The 12,208-nt window shown below is 59.2% G+C and carries 10 protein-coding genes; 5 read left to right on the top strand and 5 right to left on the bottom strand.

Annotated elements, in window-relative coordinates:
- Window positions 1-12 precede the first annotated feature (12 nt).
- The 3 genes from C4N24_RS06570 to C4N24_RS06560 all read right to left on the bottom strand — a co-directional run bounded on the left by C4N24_RS06570 (window position 13) and on the right by C4N24_RS06560 (window position 2,558).
- A complete protein-coding gene (locus C4N24_RS06570) occupies window positions 13-1,017 on the bottom strand; it encodes a GTP 3',8-cyclase MoaA (protein ID WP_112090781.1) in 1,005 nt (334 codons plus the stop codon).
- A gap of 101 nt (window positions 1,018-1,118) precedes the next feature.
- Window positions 1,119-1,793 carry a GntR family transcriptional regulator gene (locus tag C4N24_RS06565; RefSeq protein WP_112090780.1) on the bottom strand — a complete coding sequence of 225 codons (675 nt, stop codon included), beginning with the start codon at window positions 1,791-1,793 and terminating at the stop codon, window positions 1,119-1,121.
- 123 nt (window positions 1,794-1,916) lie between these two features.
- Window positions 1,917-2,558: a phosphatase PAP2 family protein gene (locus tag C4N24_RS06560; RefSeq protein ID WP_112090779.1), complete on the bottom strand. Its 642-nt coding sequence runs from the start codon at window positions 2,556-2,558 to the stop codon at window positions 1,917-1,919.
- A gap of 123 nt (window positions 2,559-2,681) precedes the next feature.
- Between C4N24_RS06560 and C4N24_RS06555 the strand changes: the two genes are divergently transcribed.
- From C4N24_RS06555 to C4N24_RS06535, 5 genes are all read left to right on the top strand, one after another.
- Entirely contained in the window at window positions 2,682-3,590 is a 909-nt protein-coding gene (locus tag C4N24_RS06555; protein ID WP_112090778.1) for a Cof-type HAD-IIB family hydrolase, read from the top strand.
- A 237-nt stretch (window positions 3,591-3,827) separates the two neighbouring features.
- Window positions 3,828-4,790, top strand: a complete 963-nt coding sequence (eda, locus tag C4N24_RS06550; RefSeq protein WP_112090777.1) for a bifunctional 4-hydroxy-2-oxoglutarate aldolase/2-dehydro-3-deoxy-phosphogluconate aldolase — start codon at window positions 3,828-3,830, stop codon at window positions 4,788-4,790.
- Between the two features lie 93 nt (window positions 4,791-4,883).
- Window positions 4,884-5,909, top strand: coding sequence for a sugar kinase (locus C4N24_RS06545; protein WP_112090776.1), 1,026 nt, complete (start codon window positions 4,884-4,886; stop codon window positions 5,907-5,909).
- Between the two features lie 19 nt (window positions 5,910-5,928).
- A complete protein-coding gene (gene kduI / locus C4N24_RS06540) occupies window positions 5,929-6,777 on the top strand; it encodes a 5-dehydro-4-deoxy-D-glucuronate isomerase (protein ID WP_005921078.1) in 849 nt (282 codons plus the stop codon).
- Window positions 6,778-6,868: 91 nt separating this feature from the next.
- Window positions 6,869-7,669: a gluconate 5-dehydrogenase gene (locus C4N24_RS06535; RefSeq protein WP_112090775.1), complete on the top strand. Its 801-nt coding sequence runs from the start codon at window positions 6,869-6,871 to the stop codon at window positions 7,667-7,669.
- Window positions 7,670-7,735: 66 nt separating this feature from the next.
- Here C4N24_RS06535 and C4N24_RS06530 read toward each other — a convergent pair whose 3' ends face one another.
- Together C4N24_RS06530 and clpB are read right to left on the bottom strand one after the other, a co-directional pair.
- Window positions 7,736-9,040, bottom strand: a complete 1,305-nt coding sequence (locus tag C4N24_RS06530; protein WP_112090872.1) for an HlyC/CorC family transporter — start codon at window positions 9,038-9,040, stop codon at window positions 7,736-7,738.
- Window positions 9,041-9,269: 229 nt separating this feature from the next.
- Window positions 9,270-11,882 carry an ATP-dependent chaperone ClpB gene (clpB, locus tag C4N24_RS06525; protein WP_112090774.1) on the bottom strand — a complete coding sequence of 871 codons (2,613 nt, stop codon included), beginning with the start codon at window positions 11,880-11,882 and terminating at the stop codon, window positions 9,270-9,272.
- Window positions 11,883-12,208 lie beyond the last annotated feature (326 nt).

Below are 12,208 nucleotides of genomic sequence, written 5' to 3'. Positions count from 1 at the left end.
CCGGCAACACCGTCATCCCCCGATGCGGTACATATCCCGGGTCACCGGGATATCAAGGCAGTCCCACGGGTGGAAGGGATGCTGCAGGGGCTTGCTGCGGACAGCCGCCCGGATGGCTTCCAGCAGCTGCACATCCGATGCGCCGCCGCGCAGCATTTTTCCCAGCTCTACGCCTTCCTCGCTGGCCAGACAGGGCCGCAGGAAACCGGAGGCCGACAGCCGCACCCGGTTGCAGCGGGTGCAGAAAGGCTCTTTGCCGTGCACCGGGCTGATAAAGCCCACACTGCCCGCCCAGCCGGGGTTTGTGTAGTATACCGCCGGCCCGTCCCCAAAAGCGGCGCTCTGCGCCGGGGGCAGGCTGTACAGCCGGGGATAATCCTGCCGCAGCTGCTGCAGGATCTCGCTGTTGGGGATGCCCAGTTCCTGCAGTTCCCGGGCGCAGCCCACGGGCATCAGCTCCAGAAACCGCAGCCGGACGGGGAAAAACCGGACATACCGCCGGACGAGCCAGCGGTAGTCCTGCTCATTATAGCCCCGCAGCGCCATATAGTTGAGCTTGAGCGGGATGCCGCAGAACATGGCATCCTCAAAAGCCTGCTTCACGGCGGCGTGCTGCTGCGGCGTAAGGCGGGAGATGCGCTTGTTCCGTGTATAGCTCAGGCTGTTCAGGCTCAGATTGATGCCGTCCAGCCCGGCTTCCTTCAGCGCCGGCAGCTGCGCCGACAGCAGAGTGCCGTTGGTGGTCAGGGTCACCTTGCGGATGCCGGGCACAGCCTTGAGCCGGGCGGTCAGCTGCGGTACGCCGGCGCGCAGCAAAGGCTCGCCGCCGGTCAGCCGCAGGGTATCGATGCCGCAGGCGGCAAACAGCTGCACCAGATGCAGCAGCTCTGCATCGGTAAGCTCCTGCGGCGGCAGCGCGGCAGGCTCCTGCGGGCGGCAGTAGCAGCAGCGCAGGTTGCAGCTCTCGGTCAGCGAGAGCCGCAGGCAATGGATATCACGGTTTGCCTGATCATACATAGCTTTGGTCTCCTTGCGCCCCGTCTGCGGGGCTGTTTTTATGCCTGCCGGATGCCGGATGAAAAAAGCCCCTGTCCGCCTTGCAGACAGGGGCTTTTCAATCAACCCTCGGTAAAGTATTCCGGGTGGACGCTGCGGGCCTGCTCCACCGAAAGCTTATAGCGGTTCAGGTGGCTTTCCAGCGCTTCGCCAAGCTCTTCGGCGGTGCCGTGCAGCACCATTTCCAGAATGCGGGTGTGCGCATCGCAGACGGACTTGTTCTCGTTGGTCTGCAGGCTGAACTTGCGGATGCGCTCCACGTGCTGCAGCTCGCCGAGCATATGGTCAAAATGTGCTTCCATGCCGGTGATCTCAAACGCCTTGCGGTGGAACTGGTTGTCCAGCTCCAGCAGGCGGGTCTCCCGGTTCGGCTGGGTCTGGTCGGCCTCCAGCAGGCGGTAGTTCTCAATGATCTGCCGGTACTCCTGCTCCTGCTGGTCGGTCAGATGGCCGCGCACCCGGTTCAGGATCTCTTTTTCAAGGGTAAAACGGGCAAACTGCTCCAGCTCCATCCGCTTCAGGTCGATAGGAGCCACATGGGTGCCGCTCTGGGGCTTGATGTCCACCATGTGGGCAATGTTGAGCATGATCAGCGCTTCCCGCATGGGGGTGCGGCTGATGCCCATCTGCTCCGCAAGCTCCCTGTCGTTCAGGGGGTCGCCGGGCTTCAGCTCCATGGTGATGATCCGGCTTCGGATGGTCTGATACGCCTGTTCCCTCGCACTCAAAGATGCCATTGCAGTGTTCTCCCTTCGGGGTCAGTTGGTGATATATTAGTATATGACCATATTACCCAACTGCCGGGCAACTGTCAATAGCAGGAGCAACCGAAAATCAAAGGCAATTTTTTGCTATTTTGTTCAATGAAGTGCCCGCACCCGGCGGTACGCCACCGGCAGCCACACAAAAGCCACTGCCAAGCCGCAGGCCACGTCAATGACCGAGTGCTGCTTGGTGAACACGGTGGACAGGCAGATCAGCGCCGCCCAAACCCATGCCAGCGCCTTGCGCAGGGGCTTGCCCTCTGCCAGCTTACTGTGGCTGAAGGCCATTGCCATGCAGGCAGAGCTTTGGCAGTGGATGGAGGGGCAGACGTTCACGGCGGCGTCCGCTTTCCACAGCAGCTGCATGATCCGCAGCGCCGGGTTATCCCGGCCAAGGGACTCCACAGCGGGACGCAGCTCCAGCCCGTTGGGCAGGATCATGTACACGATCAGGCAGAAGGTCATGCCGGAAAACATGGTCAGGCAAAGCTTATCGTAGCTGGCGGTATCGCACCACCACAGTGCCGCCGTCACCCCCGCCAGCAGCAAAAACCAGCTGCAATAGGGGAGCACGAACCACTCGTTGAAGGGGATCAGATCGTCCAGCGGACTGTGCAGGATATATTTCGGGGCGGTAACGGTGAGATCCAGCCAGAAGAACCAGATCAGGTACACCACCCAGTACAGCTGGTACCACAGGTGCGGGCGGCACCGGCTGCGCAGTTGGCTAAGCTTCATGTCGTTTCTCCTATTTTTTATGTGAATTGACGTGCTATTATAGCACATTCCGTCCACTTGCGCAATTGCCGCCCCTGCGATACAATAAAAACAAGCTGGATCTTATTATAAAAGGAGTACCCTATGCCACAACAATTTCCCGCCATCCGTCTGGTCGCACTGGATCTGGACGGCACTCTGCTGAACCGCGAGGGACACGTCACTCCCCGCACCCGCGCCGCATTGCAGGCCGCCGTGGACAAGGGCGTGTACATCGTGCCCGCCACCGGCCGTCCGCTGGCCAGCCTGCCGCCGGAGGTGGCGCAGCTGCCCGGCATCCGCTACGTTATCACCTGCAACGGTGCCGCCGTGTGGGACTTGGGCGCAGACCCCGTGGGCGCAGTGTACAGCCGCTATTCCAACGCGAAAGAGCACCGCACCAGCACCCCGGTCTGCCTGCTGCACAGCCTGATGCCGGTGGAGACTGCCCGCGAAGCCTTTGCCGTCTGCGAGAGCTTCCACGCCGACCTGCGCATTTTCTCGGACGGATACGCCTGCACCGATGCCCACAGCATTGCGCTGGCCGCTGCCCGGGCGGCGCAGAAGGACAGCACCGAAGCGCGCCAGCCCAATGACGGACGCTTTACCATCCTGCGGGACGCAGCCGAGTGGATGAGCCGCAACGCCTTTGCCATTGAAAAGCTCTGCGTGTTCTTTGAGGACCCGCAGCAGGCTGCGGCTGCCTTGCCCCGCTTTTACGCCGTCCCGGGCGTGGAGGTCGTGCAGGGGTCGCCGAAAAATGTGGAGGTGACCGCCGCCGGTGTGGACAAGGGCGAAGCGCTGCGCGCGCTGGCAGACCGGCTGGGCGTCCCGCACGAAAGTACCCTTGCGGTGGGCGACAGTGAGAACGACCGCGCCATGCTGCAAAAGGCAGGGGTCGCCGCTGTAATGGCCAACGGAATGCCGGAAATTCAGGCGCTGGCGCGCCTTGTCAGCAAGGCCGACTGCGACCACGACGGCGTGGCAGAGATACTGGAAACACTTGGCATCTGAGCCAGTTTTTACAGCAATTTCACAGCATTTTCACCGGGTTTTGCCCCGATTTTTCGGGTCGTTCGTCATTTTTGTGCAATGTATACAAGCTATTATGCCAAACATTGTGCTTGTTGAGTATTACCAAAGACGGGCTGTTCGTTTATACTAGTATCATAAGCGCGTATGGGGGTATTGCGCCCACAGGAGCAAGCCCGACGCACCGAGAGAGTTCAAATATAAAAGGAGAAATGCGTTATGAATCCCATCGTAGAAAAGGTCTATCAGATCGGCATTATCCCTGTTATCGCTTTTAACAGCGTTGATGAGGCCCTGCCCCTGTGCAAGGCTCTGGCTGAGGGCGGTCTGCCCGCAGCCGAGGTCACCTTCCGCACTGCCTGTGCTGAAGAGTGCATCCGCAAGATCCACGAGGAGATGCCCGAGATGCTGCTGGGTGCCGGCACCGTTCTGACCTGCGAGCAGGCTGACCGTGCTATGGCTGCCGGTGCTTCCTTCATCGTTGCTCCCGGCTTCGACCCCGAGGTCTGCAAGCACGTCATTGACAAGGGCGGCATCATGATGCCCGGCACCTGCTCCGCAGGCGAGATGCAGCAGGCCATGAACATGGGCTGCGAGGCTCTGAAGTTCTTCCCCGCCGAGGCAAACGGCGGCGTGGGTATGCTGAAGAACATCGGCGCTGCCCTGAAGGGCGCTCGCTGGATGTGCACCGGCGGCGTCAACGCCAAGAACGTCAATGATTATCTGGGCTACGACCAGATCTTCGCTGTTGGCGGCACCTGGATGTGCAAGAGCGACGTGATCAAGGCCGGCGACTGGGCAAAGATCACCGCACAGAGCAAGGAAGCTGTTGACACCATGCTGGGCCTGAAGCTGCTGCACGTCGGCATCAACACCGATAACGAGGAAGAGGCCATGAAGGTGGCTAACCTGATCGGCGCTATGCTGAACATGAAGATCGCTCCCGGCAACTCCAGCATCTTTGTCGGCAACAAGGAGTTCGAGATCATGAAGAAGCCCGGCCGCGGCACCAATGGCCACATCGCCATCGGCTGCAACAACGTGGACCGCGCCATCTACCACCTGTCTCAGCGCGGCGTGAAGTTCGATCTGGACAGCAAGAACGTGAAGAACGGCAAGACCGTTGCCTGCTACATGGCAGACGAGATCGCCGGCTTTGCCTTCCATCTGGTGCAGGCATAAGCGCCTGTCCCCTTTTACCCGTAAAAGCCCCACCGCAGCGGGTATGCCCTGCGGCGGGATGAATGAAACACCTGATATAAAGGAGAATAACCAATGAAAGTCGTTACTTTTGGCGAACTGATGGTCCGTCTGCAGCCCTTCAACTACGAGCGTTTCGTTCAGGCCAACAGCCTGGAGTTTACCTTCGGCGGCGGCGAGGCTAACGTTGCTGTTTCTCTGGCCAACTACGGTCTGGACGCAGCTTTCGTTACCAAGCTCCCCGCACACGCAATCGGTCAGGCCGCTGTCAACAGCCTGCGCCGTTACGGCGTTGATACCAGCATGATCACCCGCGGCGGTGACCGTGTGGGCATCTACTACAACGAGAAGGGCGCTTCTCAGCGTGGTTCCGTCTGCATCTACGACCGTGCCAACAGCGCCATCCAGCTGGCTCAGCCCTCCGACTTTGATTGGGATAAGATCTTCGAGGGCGTGGATTGGTTCCACTTCACCGGCATCACCCCGGCTCTGGGCGAGAATGTTGTCGAGATCTGCCGCGAGGCCTGCAAGGCTGCTAAGGCTCATGGCGTGAAGATCAGCTGCGACCTGAACTACCGCGGCAAGCTGTGGACCCGTGAGCAGGCCCGCGCTGCCATGACCGATCTGTGCCAGTATGTTGACGTCTGCATCTCCAACGAGGAGGACGCAAAGGACGTGTTCGGCATCGAGGCCGAGGCTACCGATATCTACGGCGGCAAGCTGAACGCTGAGGGCTACAAGAGCGTTGCCAAGCAGCTGGCTGACAAGTTCCACTTCGAGAAGGTCGCTATCACCCTGCGTGAGAGCCACAGCGCATTCGACAACGGCTGGAGCGCTATGCTGTACGATGTTGCTTCGGGCGAGTACTGCTTCTCCAAGAAGTACGACCTGCACATCATCGACCGCGTTGGCGGCGGCGACTCCTTCGGCGGCGGCCTGATCTACAGCCTGCTGACCGGCAAGAGCACTCAGGAGGCTGTGGAGTTCGCAGTTGCAGCTTCCGCTCTGAAGCACTCCATCGAGGGCGACTACAACATGATGACCGTGTCCGAGGTCGAGAAGCTGGCCGGCGGCGACGGTTCCGGCCGTATCCAGCGCTAAGAGCAGGAGGGAGTCCGCTATGGATATCCGTTATTCCTGCAACCAGAAGGATTTCAAGCGCTATACTACCGAGGAAATGCGGGACGAGATGCTGATCACCGGCCTGTACAAGGCTGATGAAGTGGTGGCCGTTTACAGCCATGTGGACCGTATGGTCACGCTGGGCTGTATGCCGGTGCACGAGACCGTGTCCATCGACAAGGGCATCGACATCTGGGCCAACTTCGGCACCCACTACTTCCTGGAGCGCCGCGAGATCGGTATGTTCAATATCGGCAAGGATTCCACCGGCATCGTGGTGGCTGACGGCGTAAAGTACGAGCTGGGCTATAAGGACTGCTTATACATCACGCAGGGCACCAAGGAAGTCACCTTTGCTTCCGCCGACCCGGAGCATCCCGCCAAGTTCTACATGGTCTCTGCTCCGGCGCACTGCGCTTACCAGACCCGTCTGATCAAAATGGCTGATGCAAACCACCGCCCGCTGGGCAGCGTGGACACCTGCAACAAGCGCACCATCAACCAGTTCATCCACCCGGATGTGCTCAAGACCTGCCAGCTGAGCATGGGTATGACCGAGCTTGCACCGGGTTCCAACTGGAACACGATGCCCAGCCACACCCACGAGCGGCGCATGGAGATCTATACCTACTTTGAACTGCCCGAGGGGCAGGTGGTGTTCCATATGTGCGGCGAGCCTACCCAGACCCGCCACATCGTGATGCACAACGAGGATGCTGTCATCAGCCCCTCCTGGAGCATTCACAGCGGCGTAGGCACCTCGAACTATACGTTTATCTGGGCAATGGGCGGCGAGAACATGGAGTTTGACGACATGGACAACATCGCTACCACTGACCTGCGCTAAAAAGCACCAATCAAACGCCCCGTACCGGGAAACCGGTACGGGGCGTTTTGCTAAAAAATTAACTTGGATACTGTGAAAAAAGGAGAACATCATGGATCTGTCTGCATTCAACCTGCAGGGCAAAGTAGCCCTGATCACCGGCGGTGCCCACGGCATCGGTTTTTCCATCGCAGAGGGCATGGCCAAGTGCGGCGCCGTCATCTGCTTCAACTGCTCCTCTGAGGCCAGCTTAGAAAAGGGCATGGCCGCCTACAAGGCTGCCGGCATCGACGCCCACGGCTATGTGGCAGACGTTTCCGACGAGGACGCCGTGAACGCCATGGTGGCAAAGATCAAGGCCGAGGTCGGCTCTGTGGATATTCTGGTGAACAACGCCGGCCTGATGAAGCGCGTGCCCATGATCGAGATGAGCCACGCCGACTTTATGCGTGTGATCGACGTCCATGTAGGCGGTGCTTTCAACTGCTCCAAGGCCGTGCTGCCCGACATGATGGAAAAGCGCGAGGGCAAGATCATCAACATCTGCTCCATGATGAGCGAGCTGGGCCGCGAGACCGTCTCTGCCTACGCCGCCGCCAAGGGTGCATTGAAGATGCTGACCAAGAACATCGCCTCCGAGTACGGCGAGTACAACATCCAGTGCAACGGCATGGGCCCCGGCTACATTGCCACCGCCCAGACCGCTCCCCTGCGCGAGATCCAGCCGGACGGCAGCCGCCACCCCTTTGACCAGTTCATCGTTGCCAAGACCCCCGCAGGCCGCTGGGGTGACCCGGAGGACATGGTTGGCCCCTGCGTGTTCCTTGCCAGTCACGCATCCGACTTTGTGAACGGCCAGATCCTCTACGCCGACGGCGGCATTCTGGCTTATATCGGCCGCCAGCCTAAGTAAAAGCACATAAAAATACACCCCCAGCGCTGCTTTTGCAGTGCCGGGGGTGTTGTGTTTTATACCGTTTTATTTAGAGGTCATTCTGCCAAAGTGGCCTTTTTCCTCTTCGTCCTTTTTGGAGTCGGGCTTTTCTGCGGGGGTCAAGCGCACCTCGGTCACGCGGCGCTTGGCGGTGCGGGTGACCACGCCGTCGTAGCTGCCCAGCGTAAAGCGGTCGCCCACCTTGGGCAGACGGCAGGTCTTTTCCTGCACCAGACCGTTCACCGTGTTGGAGTCGATATCCTCGTCCTCCGGCAGTCCCAGCCGCTCGTACAGGTCATCCACACCGGCGCTGCCCAGCACGATCCAGCTGCCGTCCGACTGCTTGCGGAAGTCCTCGGTCACCTCGTCGTGCTCATCCCAGATCTCGCCTACCAGCTCCTCCAGAATGTCCTCCAGCGTGATGATACCCTCGGTGCCGCCGTACTCGTCCACCACCACAGCCATGTGGTGGTGCTGCTCGCGCAGGGTGCGCAGCAGCTGGGAGATCTGGGTGGAACCGGTGGTGTAGAGGGTGGGCTTGACCAGATCCTCCAGCTTGACCTCCTTTTTCAGGCGTGCCATGTAGAAGTCCTTTTCATGTACCACACCAATGATGTTATCAATGGTGTCGTGGTACACCGGCAGACGGGAGTAGCCGGACTCGGCAAAGGTCTGCGCCACCTCTTCCAGCGGCAGATCGTCCTCCACCGCGATCACATCCACGCGGGGGGTCAGGATCTCTTCCACCTCCACGTCATCAAACTCGATGGCGCTGCGGATCAGCTCGCTTTCCCGGTCGGTCAGCTCGCCGTCATTCTCGGCTTCGCTGACCATGGTCATCAGCTCGCCCTCGGTGATGGTGTCCTCCTCGGTGCTGTGGACAAAGTGTCCCAGAAAGCGCTTCCACTGGCTGAACAGCCATGTCAGCGGGGTAAATACCAGCATCAGCAGGCTGAGCACCGGTGCAACTGCGGTGGCTACCGTTTCCGGCATCTCCTTGGCAAGGCTCTTGGGGGTCACCTCGCCAAAGATCAGCACCACCACGGTCAGCACCATGGTGGACACCGTAGCGCCACGCTCTGCACCCAGCATCTTGGTGAAAATGATGGTGCCGATGGAAGCTGCGGCAATGTTCACGATATTGTTGCCGATAAGGATGGTGGAAAGCAGCTTATCGTATTTTTCAGCCATTGCCAGCACCCGGGCGGCAGAGTTATCGCCGTCCTCGGCGCGGCTTTTCAGGCGGATCTGATTCAGGGAAGAAAATGCGGTCTCGGAGGCGGAGAAAAAGGCAGAGAGTGCCACCAATACTACCAGCGCTACCCAGAGCGTCATACTGCCATCGTCCATAAAAAGGGAAATCACACTCAACTTTCTGTTTTAAATTTAGTTTTATTTGCCCGTTGTATTTTCATTGTGCTTCAACCGTGCCACGCGGGCTTTTCCGTATACAAAAATGTGCTTTCCATCGTTGCCATTTCCGCGATGAAAAGCACATCAATGTTATTTTCTATAATAACATATTCTGCACACAGGTGCAAGCGTTTGACCTGTACTCCATGTACAAAACCGGTAAAGTTTAGCGCAGAACCAATGCGCTGCCGTCATAATCCACCGTCAGGGTGTTGCCCTCGGCATAACTGCCCTTGATGATGGCCTTGGCGATCAGGGTCTCTACGCGGCTCTGGATGAAGCGCTTGATGGGACGTGCACCATAAACGCTGTCGTAGGCAGAATCAATGATGAAGTCCTTGGCGGCGGTGGTCACCTCCAGCTTGAGGTGCTTGCCCTCCTCCATGCGGCTGCGCAGATCCTGCAGCTGCAGATCCACGATCTTGCGCATTTCGTCCTTGGTCAGGCTCTTGTAGTAGACGATCTCGTCCAGACGGTTCAGGAATTCGGGGCGGAACTTGCTCTTGAGCAGCAGGTCGATCTGGTGCTTTGCGTCCTCGCTCAGCTCGTTGGAGCCCTGCGCACGGCGCTGCTCCAGATCATTCAGGATGATGTCACTGCCAAGGTTGGAGGTCAGGATGATGACCGTGTTCTTGAAGTCCACGGTGCGTCCCTGACTGTCCGTGATGCGGCCATCGTCCAGCACCTGCAGCAGGATGTTGAACACATCGGGGTGGGCTTTTTCCACCTCATCGAACAGCACCACGCTGTAAGGTTTGCGGCGCACAGCCTCGGTCAGCTGGCCGCCCTCTTCATAACCGACATATCCCGGAGGCGCGCCGATCAGGCGGCTGACGCTGAACTTCTCCATATATTCGGTCATGTCGATACGCACCATGTTGCGCTCATCGTCAAACAGTGCCTGTGCCAGCGCCTTGGCCAGTTCGGTCTTGCCCACGCCGGTGGGGCCGAGGAACAGGAAGCTGCCGATGGGGCGGTTGGGGTTGGCGATACCGGCGCGGCTGCGCAGGATAGCTTCGCTCACCTTGGTCACAGCCTCGTCCTGACCGATGACCCGCTGGTGCAGCACATCGTCCAGATGCAGCAGCTTCTCGCGTTCGCCCTCCACCAGCTTCTCCACCGGGATGCCGGTCCAGCGTGCCACGATGCGGGCGATCTCCTCATCGGTCACGCGGTCGCGCAGCAGGCTGTCCTCCTTCTTGGCGGCAGCCACCTTTTCCTCTTCGGCCAGCTGCTTTTGCAGCTGGGGCAGCTTGCCATATTTCAGCTCGGCGGCCTTGTTCAGGTCGTACTCGCGCTGGGCTTTTTCGATGGCGGCATTGGTCTGCTCGATCTGCTCACGCAGAGTCTGCACCTTGCCAATGGCGTTCTTCTCGTTCTCCCACTTTGCCTTCATGCTGCGGAACTTATCCTGCAACTCGGCAAGCTCCTTTTCCAGATCCTTCAAACGGCTCTGGCTCAGGGCATCGGTCTCCTTTTTCAGGCTCACCTGCTCGATCTGCAGCTGGGTGATGCGGTGTGCCAGATCGTCCATCTCGCTGGGCATACTGTCCATCTCGGTCTTGATCATGGCGCAGGCTTCATCCACAAGGTCGATGGCCTTATCCGGCAGAAAGCGGTCGGTGATATAGCGGTCGGAAAGGGTAGCAGCGGCGATCAGGGCGTTGTCGTTGATCTTTACGCCGTGGAACACCTCATACCGCTCCTTCAAGCCGCGCAGAATGGAGATAGTATCCTCTACGGTAGGCTCATCCACCTGCACCGGCTGGAACCGGCGCTCCAGTGCGGGGTCTTTTTCAATATACTGGCGGTACTCGTCCAGCGTGGTCGCGCCGATGCAGTGCAGCTCGCCCCGGGCCAGCATGGGCTTGAGCAGGTTGCCTGCGTCCATGGCACCGTCGGTCTTACCGGCACCCACGATGGTGTGCAGCTCATCAATGAAGAGGATGATCTTGCCCTCGCTCTTCTTCACCTCGTTCAGCACGCTCTTCAAGCGCTCCTCGAACTCGCCGCGGTACTTTGCACCGGCCACCAGAGCGCCCATGTCCAGACTGAACACGGTGCGGTCTTTCAGGTTTTCGGGCACATCGCCGCGCACGATACGCTGCGCCAGACCCTCGGCGATGGCGGTTTTACCAACGCCGGGCTCGCCGATCAGGCAGGGGTTGTTTTTGGTCTTACGGGACAGGATACGGATCACATTGCGGATCTCCTGATCACGGCCGATGACGGGGTCCAGCTTCTGCTTGCGGGCAAGCTCCACCAGATCCTGACCGTACTTCTGCAAGGCGTTGTAGGTGTCCTCCGGGTTATCGGTGGTCACCCGCTGGTTGCCGCGCACGGCGGTAAGCTGCTGTAAAAAGGCATCCTTTTTCAGGTTAAAGGCGCGGAACAGCTCACTGGTGGTCTGGTCCTGCTCGTCCAGCAGGCCAAGGAACAGGTGCTCCACACTGATGAAGTCGTCCTTCATGGCCTTGGCTTCGCGGGCGGCAGCGCTGAGTACCTTATCGGTGGCCTGCGAGATATAGACCTTATCGGGGTCACGGCCGGAGCCGGACACCCGGGGCAGCGCGGACAGCTTTTCCGCCACGGCGGCGGCAAAGCTGCCGGGGTCAACGTTCAGCTTTTGCAGCAGCTGAGGGATCAGGCCGTTTTCCTGCGCAGCCAGTGCGTGCAGCAGGTGGGCGGGCTCCAGCGCGTTGTGCTGGTACTCCACAGCCAGCTGCTGGGCTGTCTGCAAAGCCTCAAGGGTCTTTTGGGTATATTGATTGGTATTCATAAAGTCAAGCCTCCATTCATACCGGAAGGTTTATTTTAGCGGACGGATAAGTTCTTTGCTAACAGCTCCGTGCCCGGCGGCGGCAGAGCCTTGCGTTGATTGTATCGATATTCTTCTTCATGGTCTTGCACACCTCCTGCGGGGCAGTTCGTTTTGTTTTTAGCACTCTATCTGCTCGACTGCTAAGAATATACTCCTGTCCACCTGCTTTGTCAATAGGGTTCACAAAAAGTTTGCAGAATAGACGCAAAACCATGCTTTTCTGTCCAGCGGGATAAAACAAAAAAGCACCGGCAGCCTTCGCCGCTGAATTTCAGAAACTCAGC

The sequence above is a fragment of the Faecalibacterium prausnitzii genome, from assembly GCF_003287405.1.
GTDB lineage: Bacteria > Bacillota > Clostridia > Oscillospirales > Ruminococcaceae > Faecalibacterium > Faecalibacterium intestinale.
The sequence above is the reverse complement of the archived record's forward strand: the minus strand, read 5'-3'. Positions and strand labels throughout refer to the sequence as shown.

Bases quoted from the DNA above. Each gene is read 5' to 3' on its own strand.
- C4N24_RS06570 (WP_112090781.1), bottom strand. From the start codon at position 1,017: ATGTATGATCAGGCAAACCGTGATATCCATTGCCTGCGGCTCTCGCTG.
- C4N24_RS06565 (WP_112090780.1), bottom strand. From the start codon at position 1,793: ATGGCATCTTTGAGTGCGAGGGAACAGGCGTATCAGACCATCCGAAGC.
- C4N24_RS06560 (WP_112090779.1), bottom strand. From the start codon at position 2,558: ATGAAGCTTAGCCAACTGCGCAGCCGGTGCCGCCCGCACCTGTGGTAC.
- C4N24_RS06555 (WP_112090778.1), top strand. From the start codon at position 2,682: ATGCCACAACAATTTCCCGCCATCCGTCTGGTCGCACTGGATCTGGAC.
- eda (WP_112090777.1), top strand. From the start codon at position 3,828: ATGAATCCCATCGTAGAAAAGGTCTATCAGATCGGCATTATCCCTGTT.
- C4N24_RS06545 (WP_112090776.1), top strand. From the start codon at position 4,884: ATGAAAGTCGTTACTTTTGGCGAACTGATGGTCCGTCTGCAGCCCTTC.
- kduI (WP_005921078.1), top strand. From the start codon at position 5,929: ATGGATATCCGTTATTCCTGCAACCAGAAGGATTTCAAGCGCTATACT.
- C4N24_RS06535 (WP_112090775.1), top strand. From the start codon at position 6,869: ATGGATCTGTCTGCATTCAACCTGCAGGGCAAAGTAGCCCTGATCACC.
- C4N24_RS06530 (WP_112090872.1), bottom strand. From the start codon at position 9,040: ATGGACGATGGCAGTATGACGCTCTGGGTAGCGCTGGTAGTATTGGTG.
- clpB (WP_112090774.1), bottom strand. From the start codon at position 11,882: ATGAATACCAATCAATATACCCAAAAGACCCTTGAGGCTTTGCAGACA.